Genomic DNA, 23,851 nt, shown 5'->3' on the forward strand with positions numbered 1-23,851 from the left:
CGTCGCCGTGCGTGACGTTCATGCAAACGCACGGGGGAGGGGGAAGCCAGCGTGATCGCGACTGACCAGACCGGCGAATGTCATGGCGCATTCCAGGATCAAGACGGGACTCTTGCTGTTCGGCGTGATCTGCCTTGTGGGCGGCGTCTGCTCGGCATGGACGTTTGCCCTGCAGCCGCGTTGCATCGGGATAGACTTCGTGCAGTTTCGGATCGTCGGTCAGCATCTGCAACGCGGCGGCAGTGCTCGCGTCTATGACGATGATGTCCGGGCTGAACTGCTGCAATCCGTCTTTCAGCAGGTGTCCGTTGACGAACCGCGCAGCCGTCATTTCTACGCCGTGCGGTTTCGGCACGACCGTTCACTGGAAACCTACTCCACGCCGCTGCTGTACTCGACGTTCGCCCTGCTGCCATCAGACGATTACGAAAACTCCATTCGTCGATTCTGGATGCTGGCAATCGCCGCTACCGTGATCGGCATGCTGGGCTGCTGGGCGGCGCTGCGAATGCAGGTGCCTGGACTGTTTCTTACCGCCGCGGTTCTCACGTGGTTCAACCCGCTGCTGATTGATCTGAACGTTGCCAACGTCAATCAGGTGCAGCTTGGAATGCTGGGAATTCTGCTGCTGCTGTTGCTGAGGCGGACACCGCCGACAGATTTTGTCGCGGCGTTCTGGCTGGGATTGTGTCTGGCGTTTAAGCCCAGTCTGGTTTTCTGTGCGGCGATGACTCCGGCTCTGTCAATGATTCGCCGAGACTGGTCGCGCGTCGCCCGCTGGCTGACCGGATTCGCGGCCAGCGCTGTTGTCGGAGTCGCGTTTTCGTCCGTGTGGTTTCCGTTGACCGCGTGGGTCGACTGGATGCGCGCCGTCGGCAGCATGCCTGACGAGATCATCACCGTAACGATGGGGAATTACTCCGCAACCCGAATGCTGCAGGACTGGACCGCGTCGGCTCTGCCATTCTCTTTATCGGCAGCCGTGCTGCTGACGGTGGTCACCATCGGCACGGCATGGTTCACCGAATGCCGCCCGACTTTGCCGGGATCAATCGGGTTCGCATCGACCCGGCAACGACGCATGACCGTCCAGGACGATGCTCTGGCCGTGGCGCTGGGCTGCCAGATCTTTCTGCTGTCGTCAAAGCTGGTCTGGTATCACTATTTGGTGTTGTCGCTTCCGGCTGTGCTGGTCGGCCTGAAATTCGCGATCGATCAGCGTCGGCTGATGGAGCGTCTGGTGCTGATCGGCGTTGTTCTGTGGTCGACGCTGCTGATCGGTTTCGCTCCCATCGATACGTGGCTGGCTTCCAGCGCCGAAGAACACCGGCTGCGCTGCGTGATGGCCAACGTCCTGCTGTTCGCGCTGCTGCTGATGCGGTTTACCGCGCGTTCCGATGTCGTTTCCGGCGGACAAACCATGTCATCAGCCACGCCAGCATCACCACATCAAAGCACAGCATCGAAAACTCCAGGCCGCTGACTTCACCCAGAACCGGAAACCACCATGTCGTCGGTTCATCACGGACATGGGCGGGTTTCGGAAACCGCTGAGCCGTGCAGCACGTCGACCAGGCGTACCAGCCGGCGACCAGTCCAACTGCTCCGCCGATCAACACGGTCTTTGCGGAGACCGGCCTGTCGAACGCCCAGCGCCGTTTCGGCGAAGTCGGCGTCAAAGAATCGGTGGACGCTGGTGCCTCGCCGTGAGCCGACTGACGGATCGTTGACTGTTGCGAACGCAGCGAGTCACCAGGCGTCACGTTCGCCGTTTCAGGCAGCGGGCATTAACGGAAGCCGTGCGGCTGGTTGCCTGCAGCAGTCGTCGAACGGCACGGTCCAGTCCGGGCACGTCTTCGATTTTCCGCCACTCGTCTTCGGAGTCCGGACGCACCAGTTCCGATTCCGAAAGCCTTCCGCAGGCAACCGCGTCCGCCAGTTGCTCGAAAGTCACCGGCTGAGATTCCGGATCCGATTTCACCCGCCATTGACTGCTCACGACACCTCCTCACGCATGCAGCGACATCATTTAACCGGCTGACCGTCACTCCCGAGAATGCCGGAACCCCGGCCGTCGCGCACGGAACCAACGAAGCACAAACCCAGTTCTCAGTACCCAATTCTTATGATCCAAACACCGGCTTATCCGCGAAATGAGGGTGATTGTCCAAATGAGTCTCAGGCCCGGCGGGCCGGCATAGCATCAGCCGGTGGCGTGAGCCACCGGTCAGGCGGTGAATTCATGGCCGGAGCCCTGAAGGGGCGACACGGTGTCGTGCAAAGTGCATGTGGCGGCCCTTCGGGCCTGCTGCCCCCAGGAATGCCGTCAACCGGAGCCTGCCGGCTCCGGCTGACGTTGTGCCTGCCCTCCGGGCATCAACATTCAGACAGGTCGCTGCTGCCTCTTCGCTTCCGAGGTTTTTCCCCAACAACAGCACCCTGCACGGCAGCATCGGCGGGGTTCCAGTGACTCGCCTGCCTGCGACACGCCGGCTGCCCGGACGGTACAAATACCAAACCTGACACCCAAGACTTCGAACCTTGCCCTCTTCAATACTCATCCCCGACAACACCCGCGTCCAGTGCCGTTCCCTGCAGTCGCGACCCCTGAGGCGTAAACAAACTGGTAGACTCGCCCGTCGATCCCTTCGCTCAGAAACTGCACGCGCCTCGTCAGCGAACATCACGTTCACCCGCCCGGTTTCCAGCGGCGTTCCGAGTTCTCCATCAACTTCTTGCGGCAGCTGGCGACGTGGTTATTGACCAATTCGCTGGCGGAAACACCACGGGAGGCTGTGGTCGAACGTCTCGGTCGCTAATGGATCGCGATGGACCTGAGCAAAGACTACCTGGAGGCAAGCCAGTTCGGCGTATGTCTGTCGCACGATTGCCAAGTCCTTCGAAGCTCTCACCGAAGCTCGCCATTTCGAAGAATCGTCGGGATGACGCACACAGGTTTGAACAGATGGAGACGCTGGCGACGACGTGAGTTCGCGCCTACCCCGCAGACCGACCGCCGCAACTGAGGTTTCGCTCGGCTTTGAACGAACCCGGTGACGAGCGGGCGAACTGATGGAGCCCGCTGACCGTTCAAAGCACGCGAATCAACCCGCCGCGTAACACTGATCAATGTCCCCGAATGGCCCCGCAAAGGCGTCGCAAGTGATGCTCGCCACAGCGATCGGTATCACTTGATACTTGTCCCCACCCGATTTCGGCTCCATCAGGGTCATCAGTATCACGGCAACTCAGGAAGCAACGATCCAACGAGATCGTGTTTCGAGCGTTCGTTCCTCCAAGTCGCTGCCGCCGACTACTCATTCCATGCGAAGAATGAGATACTGCAACAATCATCAAAATCGAGGGTGCACCCATGTGCGCGACAAGTTGTTCAGAAGGCTGCGACACCGGAAGTGGACAAGCAAAAATACAATGACGAATCAGATCGTTGGTGGATCGTAGCCGCTTGTGTTACGGCGGCCATCTGCGGACTTGCCGCGCCATGTGGTACTTCCCCACGTCGAAATGGGCGTGGATACTTGTCGCGACTATTCTGCTCTTTGCCGCCGTCTTCTACTTCAACCCAAGATACAAATACTGGCATCGAGCAAGTTGGTGCTTTGGAATCGCCGGAGTACTCGGATTGCTGCCAACCTTCACGCTGAAGGCAAACGTAGAAGGCGTTGCCGCGATTGAATTCCTGTCAGAGTCGTCACCGATCACGGTCCTGGATTTCTCGGAGCAGGATTGGTGCTTGCTTGGTTCGACTCGCGTCAGCACCGCCCACACAAAGCAAAGTTCGCCGTAGAGTCCAACAATGTCAATTTGAGCCCAGTCATAGTTCGAATTCAATTGCCGGCCTCGAGGCGGGAAGAGACATAGTTGTTCATCAGGGGGTTTCGAGGAAGTTCTCCTCGCCGCGCTTGATGTTCAGCGAATCGCCCCACTGCTTCCGTCCGAGGGCACTATAGAATCAACAGCAGTGGACGAAGAAATTGTCTGGCAGTTGGTAGATGACATCAAGTCCGGCACGACGTCGCCTGAAAGGAGGAAGCAACGCGGCTCATCACTCAATTGAGCCGTAGTTTCGATCGCGTGGTGGCAGATGGTCGAGCGTGTTGCGGACCGAATCCCTTCTTCTAATGGCAGAGGAGGAAAGAGCGAAGCTTGCCCAATCTCGTGCAAATGGCGAGGAAGTCGATCTCAACAGATTGCAAGATTTGCTAAGGGAGCTGAGGAATGTCTGAGCCAGCCCGTGGAAGTGACCATGATGCGAGAATCGCCGCTCTCCGGGGATTTCAACGGTCCATCACATCGGGTGTTGATGCCGGCTTGGCGCAACTCGGCCCGTTGAATGATCCGGTGAGAGTCTTTGCCGCCTTGCAGCTTCTAATCCAGAATGATCGCTTCCAGGATGCCGTGGATCTTGTCGCTACTCGCCGACTCGATTGCAAGTGGGTTGAACAGGCAGTCTATGCCTATGTTGCGTTGAAAGACTTGGCTTCGCCAGAAGGCTACTCACGTTCGCCTTTGAGGAATGTGATGAAAAGTGGGTGTCAGATCGTTGTCGGCTGTTCGTCGCAGAAGCGGCGTTCACTGAGATTCTAAATGAGACATCAACAGACATCACAGTCGGCGAAGGCGGTATCTCCGACGACGACCGTGCCATTCTCGATCTTGTGATCGAAGTCGTCGAGCCGTTGATCGCAACTGTTCGAGCAACAGGGGCACATTGAAGGCACTTTGCAGAAGACTGCTGTCGAATTTGCAGCAAACGCATATGCCACGCTGGGCCAGATGTCCAAGATCCGAGACTTGGCGACCCCGATGGCGAACTGCCACCCCTTACCACTGCTGCTTGCCCAGTTGACTCTTCGCGGGATTTGTGAGCCGCGAGATGGCTTATCGGGACGGATTCGAGCCGAGCATTCAGAGAACTTTCCCTGCTCGACTTCTAGCAGCGCTGCTTGATCGTGAGATCTACGACCGAGGTCCATATGCGTTACATCAGTTGCTGTCGCTTAAGGAGCTTGCGATCAGCGTAGGAACTGACTCGATCGAGCAGTTGTGTCAGGTACTCTTTGAGACCGCCAGTTCGTTGGATCTGCCATCGATGGCAAAGGCACGAAGCGCAGTCGACGACCTGCTTGGAACAGAGAACCCGTTTCGCCAATACTTTGACGCTGTGGCGTATCTGATGCAGCAGCAACCGCAATCCGCACTTGCGACCCTCGACGCTCAGAAGCGACATGATGTGGAGTCTGGTGGCAGATCGCGCAAAGGCCTTATGAACTGAATGGTGATCCGGAGGAAGCGACAAAATGTTGGGATCAGGCGTGCCAACTGATGCCGCACCCGGATTTGCTTGACCGATTTGCAGGATTCAGTGTTCAACAGCACCGATTTGAAGATGCCGTCCGTGCTCTAAAGGCTGCAATCCCGCGATCACCTGGGAATACCAGGCTCATGGAGCGATTGGCCTATGCTCACTCTCGACTTCGCGAGTTCTCCGAAGCAGCTGTCATTTTCAGATCGCTAATCCAGATTGAGCCCACTGCTCATTCACATCGCATCAATCTTGCGGTGTGCGAGCAGGATTGGCAACCCCAACTGGCGGCTGGATGCATTGACTCCCATCATCAACCGCGCTAATCCGGATCTCAGACTGATCGCATTCCGCACCGAGTTGCTCAACAGTCTCAATCGTGCATGATGCATTCGCGGACCTAGAACAGCTGGCAGAGGAACACTGGCGCAATCCTCACTTCTTGGTCCTTTACCTCGATACTGCCTACCGTTCCGGTAACGACAAGTCTGCGAACGCAGCCTTCCGACAGCTGCTGAAATGCAACATGGCGGTGAACTTTCTGAACCAGTGTTTCAACCGGCGTCGCTCGATGACATCAAGAAACAGGGCCTTGAGTACTTTCGTCAACGGGACGACTTGCATCTTCAACTCGTCAAAGGCCAGTTGCCGTGGCTTGCCGCAGAGGCGATGCTTCGAGTGCCCGAACAGGCCTGGCATCGGCGTACTCAGTCACTTCGGTGGCTGGCCGAAGCAGCAACTGCGCGAGGCGAGTGGAACACCTATTCCACAAATGGTTTCTCTGCCCAACAGAACTCTGATGGAAAGCCAACTGTAGAACGAATTGGACAGCCTGAGTCAGCGCTCCTGTCGTAGCCGATATGTCCTCGATTATCACGTTGCATCGGCTCGGACGTTTGGCGGTCGCTGCTGAGTACCTTGGCAAAGTCATACTGCCGGCTTCGCTTGGTGAGCTTGCAGTCCGTGATGCCCGCCGTCTGCTACCTCATCATAGCCATCTCGTGAGCGCGAATTGCGATTGATACGAGACATGGTTGACCGTCATCTTATCGAAGTGCTTGATCCGGACGCCGTCAATGGGGAGCTGCAAATCGTTGATGAGTACGGTGATGAGGAACAAAAGGACCGCTTTGTGCTACGCGATGTTTACGAACAGCTTCGATCAGCACAACTGTTGTCCACGCGAGCTCGACGAATTGTCTCCTCTGCCATCGACCGCCTCTCGAAGGCCGAACTCTCCCTCACAATTCCCGTGTTGTTTTTGAGATGAATGTGCTACGAACGCTTGCCGAATTCAATTGGCTCGAGCCGTCGTTTCACGTGCACACTGGTGCGTTCTACGCGATGACTATGAAGATGAGATCCATGATCTGGTGCTACGAGTTTCAACGCGACATCTACCAACAGCATCAGGAGCTGTGGGAGAGATTCGAACACTCTTAGATACAGGTTTAATGGAGTATCAGTAGCTCTCCTTCGGTGCCGTAACTGTTGCAGACGACGAAGAAGACGAAGATGTGAGCCTGCCCTTTTGACGCAGTCCTCGGCGAACGACCTCGGTCATCGACTGTTGGCGGACGACAGATTCTGTCGCCGTGGTACTGATCAGTCGCCCGCAATCTCCGATGCGGCGTTTGGCACGATCGCCTGCTTGTTGCAATCGAGGCAAGTGGAGACTGCAGACGACGACGTCCTCCGCGATTTGCTCCAGCTAATGCGTTGGCGATATCGATTTCTCCTGCCGGAACCGCATCATTTGAAATGTGCTGCCGACCGTTCGAATGAAAACCTTCCGGGCCCTGAGTTGCGGGAGATTGCCGCTTACGTTCAAGACTCGATGCGAGATCCCGGCTTGTTTTGTGGGCCAGAGAACGCTGACCCCCAACACCAATGGCATTCAACTACTTTATGGCTTGGAAGCTGCACTTGCGTCGAGTTTCTCGCGATCATGTGGGAAGACCTGACTTACGAAGATAAACGGCTCTCCAGTTTTAACGGTGCGGTGCATTCAGTGCCTGTTTCCGGCAGTTCCTCGAGGCATGCTGTACACACCTGTCGGAAGGCGAATGGCGGACTTTATCCCGAAGGCCTTTTTGATCGCCGCGATGGTGAGGTTTGCGACAGTGCAACCACTCAAGCGTGCAAACGACGCATTGCGAATCATGGCTGCCGCGTGGGGCTGGGTCCCTGACGAATTCTATGAAGCAGCAGCGGAGGCCGCAGATGACAGACTGGACTGAGGATGAGATTCATGGCGTTTCGTCGCCGCATACAGTCGCAGCGGCTTTGCCACAACGTGGGCAAGTCTGTGGCTGCAAAAGTGGTGATGCGATTCCGGAAGGCAGGAACTTGGGACGGCGGAATCGCTCCGGAAAGTCCTCCAGAACTGGGAGAAATTCGTCCGACGAGATCATCCATCCCGACTGCAGTTGCCCGCCGGCCCTTGGTTGTTGTTCTGGAGGACGAGGCACGTGGCATCATTGATGTCGATGAACATTTCTTGTCGCAAGATTCGGAAATTCGACTGGCTGCGTTGAAGCACTTTCTCGTGCTGAATCGGAAAAGGAGTGCTGGGTATCTCCTTTGTGCTCAGCCTTCTCAAACAGAATTCGGTTGCACTTCAGTCCAGTGATGAACAGACCCTGGATTCAGGCAGGCCTGACTCTCGCCGATGCAACTTCTCGTGATTTCCGCATCAACCGTGCCGGGTTGATTCAATCAGCCGAGTTGGAATTCGATGAATACTACGCGAAGTACATGGACAGAGTAGTCTGGCCGCGAGCCGCATTGCTTCTTTAACGACCGACCACCGGTGTGGAATCCGATGGAAGAGTCAGAAACACTCCTTGGCAGGTGTGATAAGTGCTGCATCTCACGACTAGAAGACTCGGCTCGAGCAGTACTTTTCCTTTGCGGATACCTTCCGCTGTCAGGTTCAGCTTCATTGGGAGCACTGGTCGCAGCATGGTCCAAACTGCATCCCAGCCAGAATGTGTGGCAATCTGTCTGGGGCTGGGTAGAGGGCTGCTCAAGCGTTCGAAGGCAGTACCATGCGGCCCATGCTTTCTTGGAACATCCTGAGTGATTCCGCCTGATGAAGTCAGCCGTCTCATAGACGTAGTACGTGAGATAGTCAGCAGTTCTGGTCTGATTCAGGATCGGAAGCGGCCTCACTTTGGAGCTCAGGGCACGACTTCTGCAGCACTTTCATATTCACCTTGAGACATCCATTCCCGCCCTCAATGGCGAAATCGTGGCGACAACCGCGTGTTGGATCGCCGAAATGGTTGCAGTCTTATTCGACGGTGGCTGATCAGGCTGCGTCCAATTGTGAGTGGTTAGAAAAGGAGGTGTTACCACACTCATGGCAGCAATGGACAATGGGCAGAACCCGAGTGTCTCCGAGCGAATTGCGTATTGCCAACCTGTATAATCCTTTCATTTGGGGCGACAGCCTTCTCGCCACTGCGATACGACATTCCCGGATTTTCCAGAATGCAAAGAGCGAGAAGCGTACCAAGACTTCTTGACGACGCGACTCACTTCAGCGATCTGTGTTGGTGGGCTACGCGTTAGGGAAGAGGAACTGCGTCATATGCGTTTGAAGTTCCAATCGTAGAATCTGATTTGGGCATCCCCTGACGGTCCAGTAGACAATGAACACGTCGAAGCAGCGAGACAGGTTCTTTGGCTCGAAGTGCGATCGAAGCAGATGGTTCTCTGAAAACTCATCTCCAGGATCTCAAAGACGTACAGGATGAGCTCGGTGTTCCTTTCAGTGAATCTTCGTTCGTGGAAGGTCGATCCGGTCGAGATGAGTGCGACGGTCAAGGAAGTTCTCAACGATGACGAATGGCGTAAGCAGGTGTTCACTGGTTTGCCGGTTTCTTCGTTGGACAATCTGTTGGCATTCATCGTCGAATGGCAGTTGCAGCAGGAAGATGAGTGGCTCATTCGTACCCCACAGCTCTTGGCGATCGAGTGCGAGCGATCGCAGGAGAGTGATCGACGGGAACTACTGTTGTGGGGCACCTGCGTAAGCTCGCTGGCTGCGGATGTTTGTAGCCCAGTACTAAGACTTCTATCAGGTCGCCACCGTACCGCGTTCCGCGAAAAAATCACCAATTGGGGACACTCCGCACGGTTAGCTACTCGCAACTCGGAACCTTGGCTGGCAGCTCGCATTCGCGGGTTTCTTGGAACAATTGAAAATCAGAATTGAACCACATTTTCTGCTAACCTCTTGACATCGGCTGCAAACAAGATACAAAGTTCATGTCACCCAAGCCGCGATTGTGCGGTGGAACCCAGTCTGCCGGCTCTGTCATGCCGGACATCGAAGCACTTGCAGACAGCGTTCGGGTTTCGATCGCGTTGCAGCCGCTGATGCTTTCATTCGACCCCATTTGTGAGCGGCGTGCGCCAGGTTGGCTTCAGAGATGACATCTGGAGCATTTCGTGGAACCACGACCTGCACCCACCGGATTGTGTCGCTTTCGGTCATCGGTGGTTTTCTTGACGGCCTGGAACTCTCGTTCGGCCAAGGGCTGAACACGATCATCGGCGCACGCGGACCGGAAAAACGACGGCAATCGAGTTCATCGGCTACGCGCTCGATTCCTTGCAGAGCTGGGAACACGCAGCGGATGAGCGAAAGCGTATCGAGACTCTGGTGAAACGAAACCTCGGTGGCGGACGGATCTGCCGCGGCATCCGGGAAACGACGGTGCCCGCTACACGTCACGCGGTCGTTCGGTGACGAGCCGATTGTTTCGATGCAAACGACCAGCCGATTTCGCTCAGGCTGAAATCGGGTATCTTCCGGGCGGACATCTACAGCCAGAACGCCGTGGAGTCGATCGCCGACCGCTGTTTCATAAGCCGCACGGTGAACCCCACCACGCGGTTCACCGTGCCCCTACCGATGAGTTGCGAAGCCAGCGGTCCGGAAATGTCTTCCGGTTTTCGAAAACCTCCGAAGTTCTGTGCCATTGTGAATTGCAGCGAAAGTTCGCTCCGTTCGCATTTCCGGCACCAGCCCGAGGCGTACTGCCTGGCGAGACTCACGGGCGTCCGCTGCGGCCGCGTGGATTCTGCGGAACGCCGCGAAGGCTCGACGGGACAATGGTCCCGTCCTACGACGTGCTGGCCTATGCGTCGTCGGTCAGTGGAAGCCCGCAGGCTTGCAGCAGGGCGGCTGCACCGTCAGGTCGTGTTCATACGAAAAGTCGCTGGCCTTTTCACCGCGGATGATTCGCGCCATGTCCGCGGCGTCGTCGACGTAGCGGGTGTACTTCGGAAATCGGACGTCCTGATAGCCGGCCTTGTAGTCGCCTCGCGGCTGTGACAGAGCGATGCGCGCCGAAGGATCGTCCAGCGGCTGAATGTGGAATGCCTTCCGTGCTGCAGACCACGAAGTGTCGCCGAGCGAAGCCTTCGACTTCCACCGCGCTGGATTTCACCGTGGCGATGGCATTTGGATAACTCAGCACCGCCAGCATGTTGTCAACGAGACCGTCGTCCGCCGAAGAAACATGCTGGTTGAAGGAAGTGACTTCCGTGGGCTTGCCGAGCACTCCGACGACAAGGTCAAGAATATGGCAGCCGAGTTCAAACATGATGCCGCCGGGGTACTCGGCCAGTTCGATCCGACTTTCGGAGCCAACGACTTTGCTCATCACGGTATGGACTTCGAACACGTCTCCCAGCCAGCCGTGTCTGAGGAATTCCCGCAGCAGGACGATCGCCGGGTTGTAGCGGTACATATATCCCATTTGAACCAGGAGGTTCTGTTGCTCGGCCCTCGCGAGAATTCGCCGGAACTGCGGCAGCGATTCCCCGGCCGGTTTGTCCAGACCAATATGCATTCCCGCGGCGACGCATGCCTCAGCGACGTCCAGCGAATCCTTCACACGGGTTTCGACCAGGACCGCCTGAAGTCCCGGAACATTCAGCAGTTGTTCCTGCGTCAGCCACGGGAGGTCACGAAACGCGGCCTGAGTCTCCGCGCTGCGACGAAGCTGTTCATCGGGTTCGACGATCCCGACCACTTCGTAGTCCGGTGAGTCGCGATAGACAGACAGCTTGGATGCGTGAGCGTGCCGACACCGATCTGCCCGATGCAATCGGCGTGTTCGCTGCTTCGGCGGCGAAGACATCAGCCTGGTCAAAGCGATGCCGGCGATGGTCGTCCCGGCGGATTTCAGGAAACATGCGGCGATTGTTGATGTCCAATTGATGGTCTCCATTTTTCGCCGCTGCTGAACGACCGGCGTCAACACCTGTTAAGGTGAGACATTACATCGTAATCGCAGTCCCCGCAGACGGCGAGGAACTGCATCCTGAAGTATGCCGGGAGACACGTCATGCCCAGTCCGTTTCCGGGAATGGACCCGTTCATTGAATCGCAGGGGTTCTGGCCCGATTTCCACGCGACATTCATCAACTATGTGCGTGAGCGGTTGGCGGACCAGCTTCCGGATTCCTACGACGCTCGTCTGGACGAACGTGTGAACTTTGTCCGCGTGCAGGACGATTCCATTCAGCGCATTCGTCCCGATGTCAGCATCTCTCAGTCGGATGCCCGTGATACCGGAGCGGCCACGTCCGGCGGCGTCGCGACGCTGGAACCGGTGACACTGCAGGAGACGATCGAAGAAGAGGTGCGCGAGGCGTACATCGAAATCATCAACCGCGAAGATCGCTCACTGGTCACGATTCTGGAAGTGTTGTCGCCGACGAATAAGAATGAACCGGCGCGTGGACACTACCTGACCAAACGGCTGGCAATTCTTCAGCAGCCCGTCCATCTGGTGGAACTCGACCTGCTGCGCGGTGGCCGCCGGCACAATTTCGCGCGCCCGCTTCCGCCTGGAGACTACTACGCTTATGTGTCGCGAGTTGAAAAGCGGATGGGCTGCGACGTGTATGCCTGGCCGCTGGAACGGTGTTTGCCGACCATCCCGGTACCGCTCGCCAAACCGGATCCTGATGTGCTGCTGGACCTGCAGGCGGTGTTCTCGCTGACGTACGATCGCGGTCGCTATCAACGCGCCATCGACTACGGGCAGCCGCTGACACCGACGCTCGACGAGCAGTCACGCCAATGGGCGGAATCGCTGCTGCACAACGGCTGAGGATCTTCCTGGAAATGCACGTCGCGGCAATACCTAATGCGAGCGGCAAGAACAATTCCGCCCGCGAGCCGCTGGGCGCTAGCCCCGGTTGTCTGCAACTTCGCAGTCCGGCGAGTTTCGTACGTGACCAGCTTCGTCGCGTGAGCGTCCCCGACACTGATCCACTAAACTAATGTGACATGTTTCGACTGGCGTGAATCAGCCACCGACGGACGACCGAGCTGACCAACCAAACGCAGCCGAAGCTCAGAAGGCCGACAAACTTACTGTCAGACGGCCGCGGGTCAGCGAGAATAACGACGAGAAGCGCTGTCGACAGCGTTATGGATGCCGCCGTCGCAGCTCGTTCGACTGACACAGATCGCAGCCAGATACCAAGGATCTCCGTGAACAGAACGATCGAAACCGGAATGACGACGAACTGCGAAGGTGGAGCATCGCCATAGATGTAGAGCAACCGCAGAAAACCCGGAGCCACGTAGCCGACGGCCGTGACGACTGCTCCGATACTCAGCACTCGGCAAATGCTCAGCAACACCCTGGCTTTCTTCGGCAACATGATCGTCCGCGCGACCGGCGGACAGGTTGTCACCGCGTACGGGTTCTCGGTGTTCATCTCGGCTACGACCGGATTCAGTGATCGTGACATGTCCTTCAACGTCGTTTCCTCGACAAAGCATCGGCTATTCCACCGTTCTCCGATCAACGATCGCCATCGCAACGCCTTCGATCCGGTTGTCTGCCAGCGTCACCTTGCCCGCGTTCGCGCTGATGCGGATGCCGGTGCGCTGCATCGGAGCGCGGTCGTCGCGGATCTCGTTGCCTGTGATCGTGATGTCCTTCGTCTGACCTGTCACGTCAATCGCTACACCGGCGTCGCCGCCGCTGTTCAGGATCCGGTTGTTCTCGATCACATTGCGGTTGGCCCAGAAGTCCTGACCGCGCGCGTCGTCGCGAAACAGAATGCCGATCTGCCCGCTGTTCGAAATCACGTTGTTGCGCATCACGTTATCGGTGTCGTTGTGACCGATTGATGTGCCGTACAGACGATTGCCGTCCATCGTGTTGCCTTCGGCCAAGCCGTATTTCACTCCCCAGCACCAGAACAATCCCTGATTGTTGCGTTCCATGCGATTGTTGCGAATCAGCGGACGCTGCGAACCGGAACCGGGGTGGACTCCCAGATCCGCGTTGTCGTGACTGTGGCAGTCTTCCACAACGACGTCGTGGCAGATCTGAAAACTGATGCCGTCGCCGTTGTAGTTGCGAGCCGTCACGTGCCGCATCCTGTAGCGATTGCAGTCCTGCAGGAAGATGCAGCCGCCGTAGTTGCCGTTGAAGTTCTCGTTGTTGGCGAGGTTGCCGTCGAGCGTGATGTTTTCAATGACAACATCCGACGTGTACTCGCTGGTCAGCAGCGGAAACAGTGACGAACAGGTGGGCTTTCCCGTGAGCCACAGGTTCTCGCGCAGGCCATCGTTCAGCTTGAAACGACGACCCGACTGCGCAACCAGCATGCGTTTGATCACCGTACTTCCGCCGTTGTCCGGATTGGTCGCTCGCAGCACGATGCCGTCACCGACTCGAAAATCCTTCGCGTCGCGAAGAGTGATTTCCTGATCGTACCAGTCGGAATCGTCGGCCAGTTCAACGGTGTCGGACGCGATCTTCGTGAGGACGGAATCTGCTCCGCTGCCGATCAGCCGAATCTTCGACGGCAGCACGACGGCGCTGCGCAACGTGTAGGTTCCCGGCAGAATCCGAACCGTGCCGCCGCCAAACCGAGCGACATAATCCACGGCGGCCTGCAGAACCTTGTCATCGCTGCCGACGAGATCGCCCGATTTTTCACCGACGGTGATGGTCAGCCGTTCGTCCCAGTTCGGTTCGAACCGATTGTCACCATCCGTCGCGCGAGGATTCGTCACCGGCGGCCGGCCATCGGCGAACAAGCGGGGCGAGCCAGCGGACGCTGCGACAAGGGCGGTGCAGTTCGCGAGAAAACGACGGCGGCTGGAGTGATGGGTATTCATGAGCGAATGGCTTGAAAATGACGAGATGCAGGAGCGTTAAACGTCGGGCAGCGTCCAGTCCTCAAACAACAGTCCTGGTACGCGTTCGAAATCCACGGTGTTGCGGGTCAACAGCGTCATGTCATTGGCGATTGCGATGGAAGCAATCCGCAGATCCATCGTGCCGACGCGAATCTTCTGCTTTCGAAAATCGGAGCAAATCTCTGCTGCCGCCTCGTCAAACGGCAGGAGCTGATAGCCGGAGAATGCCTTCAGGAGTTTTTCAAATCGAGCGTAACCAAGCACGAGATTCTCACGATCGTCTGCCTTGTTCAGATAGGCATTCCACCCCTGGAACTGCTCATGAAACGAAACAATCGAAACCCAGAAGTCAGCTTCGTCGCACTCATCAAGCCGTGAAACAAGATGCGAAGTCGATCGGCCGTTGTCACGCTGCAGCAACGAAAGATGATCGGTATCAAAGACGAACATGGTTAATCCTGGTGTTCGTCGCCCGAGTCTGGCGGCAGTTCCGCGTCGCGGATTTCCTTCCCAAGCCGGACGATCTCATCGAACACCGGATCATCGCGGAACTGACCCCGCATTCTTGAGATCCAGCCCGTTCCCGAACCGCTATTCAGTTGTGACTTGATCTGTTCGACTTCCCGTTCGACTTGCTCCAGTCGTTTTTCGATCGCTTGTTCCGACATTTCCGTTCTCCTGTTTTCTGAGATCTCCGGTGAATCACGCCAGAATCTCTTTCACCACCCGACCATACACATCCGTCAGACGGAAATCGCGGCCGTGGTGGGGGTGGGTGAGCTGTTCGTGATTCAGTCCCAGCAGGTGCAGCATCGTCGCGTGCAGGTCGTGCAGGTGGACGCGACCGGAAACCGGACGATAGCCAAGATCGTCCGTGTCGCCGTACACGAAACCTGGTTTGACTCCGCCGCCGGCCAGCAGCGTGCAGAAGCTTTCCTGCTGGTGTTCTCGTCCATGAACGTCAATCGGCGACGTTCCCGACAGGTCCTGACTCCAGTACGTTCGCCCGAATTCGCCGGAAATCAGCACCAGCGTTTCATCCAGCAGGCCGCGCTGCTTCAGATCGTGCAGCAGGCCGGCGATAGGTTTGTCCGAACCACCGCACGAACCGGGCAGCGCTCCGCGAATGTTGCCGTGGTGGTCCCAGCCGCCCATCGTCACCTGCACGAAACGAACTCCGGCTTCGCTCAGCCGCCGAGCCATCAAACACGCCTTGCCGTTGCGGTCCGTCGGTCCTTCCCCGATGCCGTACATCTGGTGTGTCGTCGATGTTTCGCCGGAGAAATCGACCAGTTCCGGTGTCTCTGCCTGCATCCGAAACGCCAGTTCGAAGGATTCGATGATGCCTTCCATCTGGCGATCCGTTTCTACGCGCTGCAGCAGGCGATTGTTCATGCTCTGCAGGAAATCCAGGCGACGCCGCTGAGTCGCCTCGTCGGTACTCGTGTCGCGCAGGTTGGTGATGGGAAGATCCCGTTCGCTGCCCGGAACGCGCAGCGGCGTGCCCTGATGAATGGCCGGCAGAAAGGACGAGCCATAGGTTCGGACATCTCCGGGAGGATGAATTGTCATGAAGCTGGGAAGGCTTTCGTTTTCTGTTCCCAGACCGTAACTGATCCACGCTCCCATCGACGGCCGCGCTTCGGCGATGTGACCGGTGTGGAACTGCAGTGATGCCGGAGCATGCGCCTTGTTGTCCGCCACCATCGCTCGCAGCAGGCACAGTTCATCCGCAACGCCCGACAGGTGGGGCAGCAGATCGGACATCATCATTCCCGACTGCCCGCGCGGGCGGATCGGCGCGACGGGAGCCATTGGCAGAAACTGAGCGACTCCGACACGAATCTGACCATCGCCTGCCACCGGCGATTCGATGGCCGTGCCGTGGCGTTTGGTGATGGCTTCCTTCGGAGCGAACAAATCCGCCTGCGACGGGCCGCCTTCGAGAAACACAAAGATCACGCGTTTCGCCCGGCCTGCTGAATGCGGCGGATGAACGGCCAGAGGATTCGCGGCTCGAGCAATTCCGGCCATCATGCCGTTCAGTGCGAGACCTCCAAAGCCGCACGCGGCGGTGTGAAGAACCTGTCGCCGTGTCTGTTGGAATTTCATGGAGTGGGTCCTATCAGAGCAGAGTCAGACTAACGCTGCACTCGGTTTTCAAAGTGACCTGACGACAAGTCTGCGAGCTGTATTGCACCTCTCCCCGGCGAAGCCGAGGGGGAGGTCGGACGAGCGGAGCGAGGTCCGGGAGGGGGTGTCGACCGTGCGATCGACGTTCTGGCGATGCAGGTTGACCAGCGTGTGCCATGGCCCTCCCCCGAACATCGCTTCGCTTGTTCGACCCCTCCCAACGCCTGCGGCGGGAGGGGTGGTTGGTGTTGTGTTTGTATGTTTGAAACGGGCGCAGTGCTGATTTGGCATGGCTCAGCTCATAGTCTCATCAGAAATTCGTTGGATACGAGGATGGCTCGGCACAGTTCGGTCCATGCGTCCTCTGCCGGGTCCGCGGAAGTGTTTAGAAACGCGGCTGCGTCGTGTTGTTCTGCGTCGGTGATTGGTCGATTCAGAACCGTCAGCCAGAGCAGTGACAGGCGCTCACTTCGGTCGTCTGTCTGTTGCCTTATCGTTTCGCTGACTGCCGCGGCGTGATCTTTTACTTCGGCACTGTTCATCAGGAACAGAGCCTGCGTCGGCACTGCCGTGATTGATCTGCGTCCGCTGAACTGTGACGGCTGAGGGAAGTCGAACACGTTGCGCAGTTCGCCCGGTCCCGGCTGAGCGATCGATCTCAGAATCGGCAAATAAACCGTGCGCTGATATTCCTGATCGGGCCGCCATTTGTTCAAGCGGAAATGCGGCGGATTGACGTCGGCCGGATTGAGGCCGCCGACGTTTTCCACGAACTCCAGCGGCATCGCGGAACCGCCGCTGGACGAAATCAGCCGGCCGCTGACCAGCAGCATCGCATCGCGAATCGCTTCGGCGTCGAGACGAAAACGATTCATCCGCCACAACAGCCGATTGTCCGGATCAACGACATACGCCTGATCGTTGTGCGCACTGCCGAGCGAATACGTGTGACTGAGCGTGATGTCGCGAATGAGCTGCTTCTGTGACCAGCCGCTTTCGGTGAACTGCGCGGCCAGATGATCGAGCAGCTCCGGATGCGACGGTGTCTCTCCCGGCCGGCCAAAGTAGTCCACCGTGCGGACAATTCCTTCGCCGAACAGCTTCTGCCACATGCGATTGACCGCGACGCGCGCCGTGAGCGGGTTGTCGGCGCGAGTAATCCATTCGGCCAACTCCCGTCGTCCGCTGGTTCCGTCGGCGATGTCCGGTCGTTCTTCGGAAATGACCTGCAGGAACCCTCGCGGGACCGCATCACCGAGTGCCCGCGGGTTGCCGCGAATCGTCACGCGCATATCGTCCGGATGCTCGACGTCGCGGACACCATGCACTTTCGGAACAGTGGGAGCGAAGAACTCAGCGTGCTGGATCTGAGCATCCAGTTGACCGACGCGGGCAGCCGCGTCGGCTCGTTCCTTTGTCAGCGGAGCACGTTCCTCATCGGACAGTGAGGCTGCGTTGAGCTGCCTGTCCAGCTCGGCGATGCGATCTGCATGCTGCTGCCGTTCCCGACGCAACTCCGCGAGTTGCTCGGCGTGAGCGGCTTCCTGCGTCTTTCGTTCGGATTTCTGCTGCTCGGTCTCCGGCAGGTCGATTATGTTCACATCGCTCCACACTCCGCGATCGGTTTTAAAGACCGTCGACGTGCCGTGGAAGAACCCGGCCATCGCGTAGTAATCCGTCTGCGCGATCGGATCGAACTTGTGATCGTGGCAGCGAGCACAGTCGATCGTCATGCCCAGCATCGCCTTGCTGACCTTGGTCAACTGCTGATCGACGATGTCGACCAGCAGCTTGGCTTTGTCGGATTCGACGATTTCGATATCGCCGAGCACCAGGAAACCCGTGGCTGTGATTCCGGCCGCGCGCGCTTCGACGGTGTCGTAGTCCAGCAGATCGCCGGCCACCTGTTCCCGCAGAAACTGGTCGAACGGTTTGTCATCATTGAAGGAATCGATGACGTAGTCGCGGTACTTCCACGCGTGTTGAGCGAAGACGTTGTTGGATGTGCCGATCTGATCCGCGTACCCGACCAGATCCAGCCAGTGCCGCCCCCATCGTTCGCCGAATGCCGGGGAATTCAGTAGTCGATCAACAACGGCGGCTTTCGCATCGGGCGATTCGTCAGCGATGAAGTTGTGGATTTCCTGGACCGTCGGAGGTAGTCCCGTAAGATCGAAGCTGACGCGCCGCAGCCAGGTGTAGCGGTCCGCGTCATCAACGGGTTTCAGGCCGGCGGCGTCAAGTCGCGCGAGAACAAAGCGGTCAATGTCGTTCGACGGCCAGTGCGGATCAGCCGTCGCCGGAGCAGGAACTGCGCTGACGGGTTGAAACGCCCAGTGCTGGCGGCCGGCTTCGATGTCGATTCCGCCGGATGCAATCGAGTTCGGCGCGACTCGCGGGTCGTGCGCCCCGTCGGCGACCCAGCGTTCGAGCCGCCGGATGAGTTCGTCGGACAGCCGTCCGGATGGCGGCATTTCGAGGCCTTCGTACCGCACGGCACTGATCAGCAGGCTGTCATCCGGTTTTCCGGGGACGATCGCCGAGCCGGAATCACCGCCGGTTTCCCAGCCGCCGCGCGAATCCAGCACCAGCCCGCCCTGAGCTTTCTTCGCGTCGTGACTGTGACATTCGAAGCAGTGTTCCTTCAGGATCGGCAGCACATCGCGCGTGAAGGCAGCGTCGCGCGCGGCCGCTTCGGCTGTTGCAACATCGTCGCAGCGGGTCTCGTCCAGTGCCGGGGGGGCAGCGGTGGCTACCAGAATCGCGGCAATTACTTTCAGCCGACGGAAACCGCAAACAAGTCGCACGTTCATTTGTGCCTTCCATCTACAGGACCGGACGGACATCGTGCAGGTTAATCTGGAATTCTGCACAAAGAAATCTCAAGGCTGCTGAATTCGTTATGACTACCGTTGAATCCGACCGCAATTTCAGCGCTAATTATGGCTGCATCAACGCACTCGGCCTGCGGTCGTCCTGACCGCCCCTGCCATGCCGAATCCCACCCCGGACGGATGATGTTATGAGTTCCACAGCCTCGCTTCTGTGGCGGTTTGTGTTGGTCGTTATCGCGGGCCACGCGATCTCGTTCGCCGACGATCCGCCGCTGCACTTACTTGTCGATCAGCGGCTGGCTCCCGTTTCCGGCATCGACGCTCCACAGTGTTCAGACGCGGAATTCCTGCGTCGCGTATCGCTGGATCTGATCGGGATGCCGCCCGGTCCGGACGAAGCACGCGCATTCATCGATGACACCGCGCCGGACAAGCGTGAACGGCTGATCGACCGGCTGCTGGAGTCCGTCCATTATCCCCGGCACATGGCTTCGGTGCTGGACCTGATGCTGATGGAACGGCGAGCCAACACTCACGTTTCCGCCGATGAATGGCAGGCGTGGCTGGTGAAGTCCGTTCGGGACAACAAGCCGTGGAACGTATTGGCCAGAGAACTGCTGTCTGCCGACGGCGAAGATCCGGCGACTCGGCCGGCCGCCAGGTTCATGCTCGACCGTGCGGCTGAATCGCATCTGCTGACCCGCGATATCGGACGCGTTTTCTTCGGGCGAGACCTGCAGTGTGCTCAGTGTCACGACCATCCGCTGGTCGACGATTACCTGCAGGCCGACTACCACGGGCTGCTGGCATTCGTTGCCGCAAGTTCTCTGCAGACGCTGAAAGAAGGTGACAAGGAAAAAACCGTGCTGGCGGAAAAGGCCGGCAGCGACGCGTCGTTCAAATCCGTGCTGATGGGGATTCCGCATCGCACGGGAGCCCGTCTGCCCGATGGCGTCTCGGTTCAGGAACCGTTCCTTCTGCCCGGCGAGGAATACAAGACCGCTCCGGCGGACAACGTGAAATCCGTTCCTCAGTTTAGTCGGCGGTTGAAGCTGGCAGAAACCGCGACGGATGGTTCCAACATCGCATTCAACGAAAACATCGCCAACCGGCTTTGGGCGCACATGTTCGGGCGAGGCCTCGTGCATCCGCTCGACCTGCACCACGCTGACAATCCCGCGACGGATCCTGAGCTGCTGCGGCTGCTGGCGGAACAATTCGTTACCATGAACTTCGACATCAGGGCGTTTTTGAAGCAGCTTGCGATGACGAAAGCCTATCAGCGAGGGTTCGACGCTCCGGCTGATCCTCTGACTGTCGCGGCTGAGGCTGCCGAGCTTGCCGCTGCGCTTTCGCAGAACCTTCCGTCCGCGGAAGAACAGGCGAAGCAGTCCGCGAGTGAATACGCCGCGTTGACGGAGGCCTGGTACGCCGCGGAAGCCGTGGCTCTGCCTGTTGCGACGGAAGTCGACACGGCTCGCAATCAGTATGCGGAAGCCAGGAAGAAGCTGGACGAAGCAACGACCGCGCTTGTTGCCGCGAAGGCCGGATTGACGGCGAAGGAGTCCGCCGCGACTGCGCTGCAGCAGGCCGTCACCGCGCTGGAACAGGCGGCGCAGGCAATTCCGGGTGATGCAGAAATCACCGACGCCACAAAAAAGCTGACCGCGAAGCTGCAGCAGGCGAAGGCTGAGATTCCCGGTCTGACGAAGTCCGTCGAAGAACTCACCGCCGCGCTGGCTGCTCCGACGGAAGCGCTGACGAACGCGAAGCCACCGCTGGACGCCGCTGTGGCCAGGCTGGCTCCGCTGAACGCCGCCGTGCTGGACGCCGAACAAAAGATGCTGGTGGCTCGCCGGCGCGCTGCGGTCCACGCGGGAGCCGTCAGGTCACTGCAACAGCGGCTGGAAACCGCAAACCTGATTGCTCAGCTTCCGGTCACGCAGCAGGCGATCGTCGCTGCCCGTCAGATGGTGGCCGATCGTGAAGGCGACGTCGCCGCGGCGCAGCAACAGCTTTCCGAATATGCCGCCGTCGTGTCAAAGGCTGAAGCGAATGCCAGTGCCGCCGCGGAACCGGTCGCCGCGGCACAGGCCGTTGTCACTGCTGCTCAGGGGGAACATAACAAACGCGTGGCCGAAGCGAGTTCCATCGCTGCCGCCTTTACGTCCGCCGACGCCGCAAGGCAGAAGATACCGGACGACGCCGTCCTGACCGAAGTTGCCGCGAAACTTCAGGAACGAAAGGCCGTTGCGGAATCGCTGACCGCTGAAACACAAAAGAACGTCGCCGCGGCGCTGGCCGAACAACAGGCGGTCGCCGATGCCGTCGCCGCCGTTCAGCAGGAACTCAGCGCCGTCCGCGCAGAACGCGATGTTCGGCAACAGGCCGTCGATAGCGCTGCCGAAAGTCTTGTCGCCGCCCGGGCCGAAGTTGAAGCCCGGACCGCGGAATTCGAAACGTCACTGGCTTCGCTCACGGACCGCTGGACGAAAGACTTTACGGTCTCGTCGCTGAAGCCGCTGACGCCGGAACAGATGTGCTGGACAATCTTCAAAGTCACAGGAGTCTACGACGCGTACTGGGCCGCCGAAGTCGCCGAACTCGATAAGTCGAGTCCTCTGACCGACGAGCAGAAGCAGGATCCCGCTGCGATTGCCGCTCGTGACATCGAACTGGAACAGCGCACGTTCGACAAGCTGAAGGGCAACGTCGGCACGTTCGTCACGTACTACGGAGCCGCCGCGGGACAGCCGCAGACAGATTTCTTCGCGACCGCCGATCAGGCTTTGTTCGCCGCCAACGGAGGTTCCATCAACAGCTGGGTCAGCCCCGGCAACACGGCCACGAATCGAGTCATTCAGCAGAATGATCCCAAGCTTGCCGCCGAAGCTCTGTACCTCAGCGTCCTGACGCGACTGCCGACCGAAGAAGAAACCGCCGACGTTGTCAATTATCTCGCCGCTCGCGAAAGTGACCGGCCCGTTGCCTCACAGGAACTTGTCTGGGCTCTGCTGAATTCCGCGGAATTCCGTTTCAACCATTAACTATCGACCAGGAAACATCCCATGCGGGTCAACTACGCTTGCCGGTCTTCAGATCATCACATTGCTCGACGGCAGTTTCTGGGAACCTGTGCCGCCGGAGCCATCGCCGGCGGGCTGGGCGTATTTTCCAACCCGGCCATTGCTGAGCAGCTGCGTTCGGACCAGAAACGCATCGTCGTGTTCAACATGCACGGCGGACTCAGCCAGTTGGAAAGCTGGGATCCGAAACCCGGCACCGACACGGGCGGGCCGTTTCGAGCCATCCAGACTTCGGTCCCAGGAATTCAGATCTGCGAGCTGTTGCCTCAAACCGCGATGCAGATGCAGCACCTGTGCCTGGTGCGCGGCGTTAACACCAGCGAGGACGATCACGGCAAGGGAACCTACATGATGCTGACCGGCCGCCGTCAGACGCCGGCTGCCGACTATCCGCAGATCGGCGCCGTCGCGGCGAAGGCGCTGACTCCGACCGACAGTTCGCTTCCCGGACATATCCTGATTACCCCCGGCGGCAGCGGCGGTCGAGGCAATGACGCGGCGTATCTGGGACCAAAGTATTCCAGTGTTTCGCTGGGCAACGGCAACCCGCCGCAGAACAGCAGCCGGCCGGACAACATGACGGAATCGTCCGACACCGCGCGGCAGGACTTTCGTCGAAGGATCAACGAACGATTTCTCAACCGCCGTCGCACGGCCGTTACCGAAGCGTTCACGAATTCGTACGAACAGGCCGAGCAGTTGATGAAGCAGCGCGACGTGTTCGACGTTACGAAGGAACCGGAAAAAGACAACGACCGCTACGGCCGGCACGATTTCGGCCGGCACTGCCTGCTGGCTCGCCGGCTGCTGGAACAGGGCATCACGTTCGTCCAGCTTTCGCACTCCAACTACGACACGCATAACGAGAACTTCAATTTCCACATCGAGCAGCTTGGCGAATTCGATCAGTCGTTTTCGTGTTTCGTCGCGGACCTGGCGGATCGCGGAATGCTGGACAGCACGCTGATTGTTGTGCTGTCGGAATTCGGCCGCACACCGAATATCAACCAGTACTACGGCCGGGATCACTGGTCGAAGGCGTGGTCGGTCTGTCTGGCCGGATGCCGCAGTCCTCGCGGGGCCGTCTACGGCAAGACCAACGCCAACGGGACGGCCGTTGAAGAAGGCGAAGTGAATCACGGGCAGTTGTTTCACACGTACCTGCAGTCGGCGGGAGTCGATTCGACCGGTTCGTTCGACATCGACGGTCGGCCCACGCCCATCGCCGATCCGTCCGAATACGCCGTGACCGAGCTGCTGACCTAATTTCGGCCCGTCGCAC

General features: G+C 58.6%; 19 protein-coding genes. 10 read left to right on the plus strand and 9 right to left on the minus strand.

All coding sequences use genetic code 11. From position 1 onward, the window contains the following. Nucleotides 1-82: 82 nt before the first annotated feature. Entirely contained in the window at nt 83-1,483 is a 1,401-nt protein-coding gene (locus R3C19_15320; GenBank protein MEZ6061717.1) for a glycosyltransferase 87 family protein, read from the plus strand. A 276-nt stretch (nt 1,484-1,759) separates the two neighbouring features. On the opposite strand, the gene R3C19_15325 is transcribed toward R3C19_15320, so the two are convergent. After that, a complete protein-coding gene (locus R3C19_15325; protein MEZ6061718.1) occupies nt 1,760-1,999 on the minus strand; it encodes a GYF domain-containing protein in 240 nt (79 codons plus the stop codon). Between the two features lie 1,503 nt (nt 2,000-3,502). Between R3C19_15325 and R3C19_15330 the strand changes: the two genes are divergently transcribed. The 6 genes from R3C19_15330 to R3C19_15355 all read left to right on the plus strand — a co-directional run bounded on the left by R3C19_15330 (nt 3,503) and on the right by R3C19_15355 (nt 9,548). Continuing rightward, nucleotides 3,503-3,808: a hypothetical protein gene (locus R3C19_15330; GenBank protein ID MEZ6061719.1), complete on the plus strand. Its 306-nt coding sequence runs from the start codon at nt 3,503-3,505 to the stop codon at nt 3,806-3,808. Nucleotides 3,809-4,239: 431 nt separating this feature from the next. Further along, entirely contained in the window at nt 4,240-4,608 is a 369-nt protein-coding gene (locus R3C19_15335) for a hypothetical protein (GenBank protein ID MEZ6061720.1), read from the plus strand. 1,748 nt (nt 4,609-6,356) lie between these two features. After that, nucleotides 6,357-6,596, plus strand: a complete 240-nt coding sequence (locus tag R3C19_15340) for a hypothetical protein (protein ID MEZ6061721.1) — start codon at nt 6,357-6,359, stop codon at nt 6,594-6,596. A 796-nt stretch (nt 6,597-7,392) separates the two neighbouring features. Continuing rightward, nucleotides 7,393-7,566: a hypothetical protein gene (locus tag R3C19_15345; GenBank protein MEZ6061722.1), complete on the plus strand. Its 174-nt coding sequence runs from the start codon at nt 7,393-7,395 to the stop codon at nt 7,564-7,566. An 11-nt stretch (nt 7,567-7,577) separates the two neighbouring features. Beyond that, nucleotides 7,578-7,958, plus strand: a complete 381-nt coding sequence (locus R3C19_15350) for a hypothetical protein (GenBank protein ID MEZ6061723.1) — start codon at nt 7,578-7,580, stop codon at nt 7,956-7,958. 1,125 nt (nt 7,959-9,083) lie between these two features. Continuing rightward, nucleotides 9,084-9,548, plus strand: coding sequence for a hypothetical protein (locus R3C19_15355; GenBank protein ID MEZ6061724.1), 465 nt, complete (start codon nt 9,084-9,086; stop codon nt 9,546-9,548). 611 nt (nt 9,549-10,159) lie between these two features. Here the strand turns inward: R3C19_15355 and R3C19_15360 are convergent. Beyond that, nucleotides 10,160-10,318, minus strand: a complete 159-nt coding sequence (locus R3C19_15360; protein MEZ6061725.1) for a hypothetical protein — start codon at nt 10,316-10,318, stop codon at nt 10,160-10,162. Nucleotides 10,319-10,566: 248 nt separating this feature from the next. Continuing rightward, nucleotides 10,567-11,574 carry a Gfo/Idh/MocA family oxidoreductase gene (locus R3C19_15365; GenBank protein ID MEZ6061726.1) on the minus strand — a complete coding sequence of 336 codons (1,008 nt, stop codon included), beginning with the start codon at nt 11,572-11,574 and terminating at the stop codon, nt 10,567-10,569. 117 nt (nt 11,575-11,691) lie between these two features. On the opposite strand from R3C19_15365, the gene R3C19_15370 reads away from it, so the two are divergent. Then, nucleotides 11,692-12,462, plus strand: coding sequence for a DUF4058 family protein (locus R3C19_15370; GenBank protein ID MEZ6061727.1), 771 nt, complete (start codon nt 11,692-11,694; stop codon nt 12,460-12,462). 169 nt (nt 12,463-12,631) lie between these two features. On the opposite strand, the gene R3C19_15375 is transcribed toward R3C19_15370, so the two are convergent. The 6 genes from R3C19_15375 to R3C19_15400 form a co-directional block, all read right to left on the minus strand. Next, nucleotides 12,632-13,111, minus strand: a complete 480-nt coding sequence (locus R3C19_15375; protein MEZ6061728.1) for a hypothetical protein — start codon at nt 13,109-13,111, stop codon at nt 12,632-12,634. Between the two features lie 34 nt (nt 13,112-13,145). Continuing rightward, on the minus strand, nt 13,146-14,495 hold the full coding sequence (locus R3C19_15380; GenBank protein ID MEZ6061729.1) for a right-handed parallel beta-helix repeat-containing protein: 1,350 nt from the start codon (nt 14,493-14,495) through the stop codon (nt 13,146-13,148). A 36-nt stretch (nt 14,496-14,531) separates the two neighbouring features. Further along, a complete protein-coding gene (locus R3C19_15385) occupies nt 14,532-14,966 on the minus strand; it encodes a type II toxin-antitoxin system VapC family toxin (protein ID MEZ6061730.1) in 435 nt (144 codons plus the stop codon). 2 nt (nt 14,967-14,968) lie between these two features. Next, nucleotides 14,969-15,184: a hypothetical protein gene (locus tag R3C19_15390; protein MEZ6061731.1), complete on the minus strand. Its 216-nt coding sequence runs from the start codon at nt 15,182-15,184 to the stop codon at nt 14,969-14,971. Between the two features lie 34 nt (nt 15,185-15,218). Further along, nucleotides 15,219-16,628, minus strand: a complete 1,410-nt coding sequence (locus R3C19_15395; protein MEZ6061732.1) for a DUF1501 domain-containing protein — start codon at nt 16,626-16,628, stop codon at nt 15,219-15,221. 320 nt (nt 16,629-16,948) lie between these two features. Further along, nucleotides 16,949-19,462, minus strand: a complete 2,514-nt coding sequence (locus R3C19_15400; protein MEZ6061733.1) for a DUF1549 domain-containing protein — start codon at nt 19,460-19,462, stop codon at nt 16,949-16,951. A gap of 209 nt (nt 19,463-19,671) precedes the next feature. Here R3C19_15400 and R3C19_15405 point away from each other — a divergent pair, with 209 nt between their 5' ends. Together R3C19_15405 and R3C19_15410 are read left to right on the plus strand one after the other, a co-directional pair. Further along, the gene (locus R3C19_15405) at nt 19,672-22,530 is read left to right on the plus strand and encodes a DUF1549 domain-containing protein (protein MEZ6061734.1); all 2,859 of its coding nucleotides are present in this window, start codon (nt 19,672-19,674) and stop codon (nt 22,528-22,530) included. Nucleotides 22,531-22,551: 21 nt separating this feature from the next. After that, nucleotides 22,552-23,835 (plus strand): DUF1501 domain-containing protein, encoded by a 1,284-nt coding sequence (locus tag R3C19_15410; GenBank protein MEZ6061735.1) that lies wholly within the window; start codon nt 22,552-22,554, stop codon nt 23,833-23,835. Nucleotides 23,836-23,851: the final 16 nt, after the last annotated feature.

Source organism: Planctomycetaceae bacterium (genome assembly GCA_041398785.1).
Taxonomy (GTDB): Bacteria; Planctomycetota; Planctomycetia; order Planctomycetales; family Planctomycetaceae; genus JAWKUA01.

What these genes read in the sequence shown, in the direction of transcription:
- R3C19_15400 (MEZ6061733.1), bottom strand. Translation starts at nt 19,462, where the DNA reads ATGAACGTGCGACTTGTTTGCGGTTTCCGTCGGCTGAAAGTAATTGCC.
- R3C19_15320 (MEZ6061717.1), top strand. Translation starts at nt 83, where the DNA reads ATGGCGCATTCCAGGATCAAGACGGGACTCTTGCTGTTCGGCGTGATC.
- R3C19_15340 (MEZ6061721.1), top strand. Translation starts at nt 6,357, where the DNA reads ATGGTTGACCGTCATCTTATCGAAGTGCTTGATCCGGACGCCGTCAAT.
- R3C19_15385 (MEZ6061730.1), bottom strand. Translation starts at nt 14,966, where the DNA reads ATGTTCGTCTTTGATACCGATCATCTTTCGTTGCTGCAGCGTGACAAC.
- R3C19_15365 (MEZ6061726.1), bottom strand. Translation starts at nt 11,574, where the DNA reads ATGGAGACCATCAATTGGACATCAACAATCGCCGCATGTTTCCTGAAA.
- R3C19_15360 (MEZ6061725.1), bottom strand. Translation starts at nt 10,318, where the DNA reads ATGGCACAGAACTTCGGAGGTTTTCGAAAACCGGAAGACATTTCCGGA.
- R3C19_15335 (MEZ6061720.1), top strand. Translation starts at nt 4,240, where the DNA reads ATGTCTGAGCCAGCCCGTGGAAGTGACCATGATGCGAGAATCGCCGCT.
- R3C19_15370 (MEZ6061727.1), top strand. Translation starts at nt 11,692, where the DNA reads ATGCCCAGTCCGTTTCCGGGAATGGACCCGTTCATTGAATCGCAGGGG.
- R3C19_15330 (MEZ6061719.1), top strand. Translation starts at nt 3,503, where the DNA reads ATGTGGTACTTCCCCACGTCGAAATGGGCGTGGATACTTGTCGCGACT.
- R3C19_15395 (MEZ6061732.1), bottom strand. Translation starts at nt 16,628, where the DNA reads ATGAAATTCCAACAGACACGGCGACAGGTTCTTCACACCGCCGCGTGC.
- R3C19_15355 (MEZ6061724.1), top strand. Translation starts at nt 9,084, where the DNA reads ATGAGCTCGGTGTTCCTTTCAGTGAATCTTCGTTCGTGGAAGGTCGAT.
- R3C19_15345 (MEZ6061722.1), top strand. Translation starts at nt 7,393, where the DNA reads ATGGCGGACTTTATCCCGAAGGCCTTTTTGATCGCCGCGATGGTGAGG.
- R3C19_15405 (MEZ6061734.1), top strand. Translation starts at nt 19,672, where the DNA reads ATGAGTTCCACAGCCTCGCTTCTGTGGCGGTTTGTGTTGGTCGTTATC.
- R3C19_15390 (MEZ6061731.1), bottom strand. Translation starts at nt 15,184, where the DNA reads ATGTCGGAACAAGCGATCGAAAAACGACTGGAGCAAGTCGAACGGGAA.
- R3C19_15410 (MEZ6061735.1), top strand. Translation starts at nt 22,552, where the DNA reads ATGCGGGTCAACTACGCTTGCCGGTCTTCAGATCATCACATTGCTCGA.
- R3C19_15375 (MEZ6061728.1), bottom strand. Translation starts at nt 13,111, where the DNA reads ATGTCACGATCACTGAATCCGGTCGTAGCCGAGATGAACACCGAGAAC.
- R3C19_15380 (MEZ6061729.1), bottom strand. Translation starts at nt 14,495, where the DNA reads ATGAATACCCATCACTCCAGCCGCCGTCGTTTTCTCGCGAACTGCACC.
- R3C19_15350 (MEZ6061723.1), top strand. Translation starts at nt 7,578, where the DNA reads ATGGCGTTTCGTCGCCGCATACAGTCGCAGCGGCTTTGCCACAACGTG.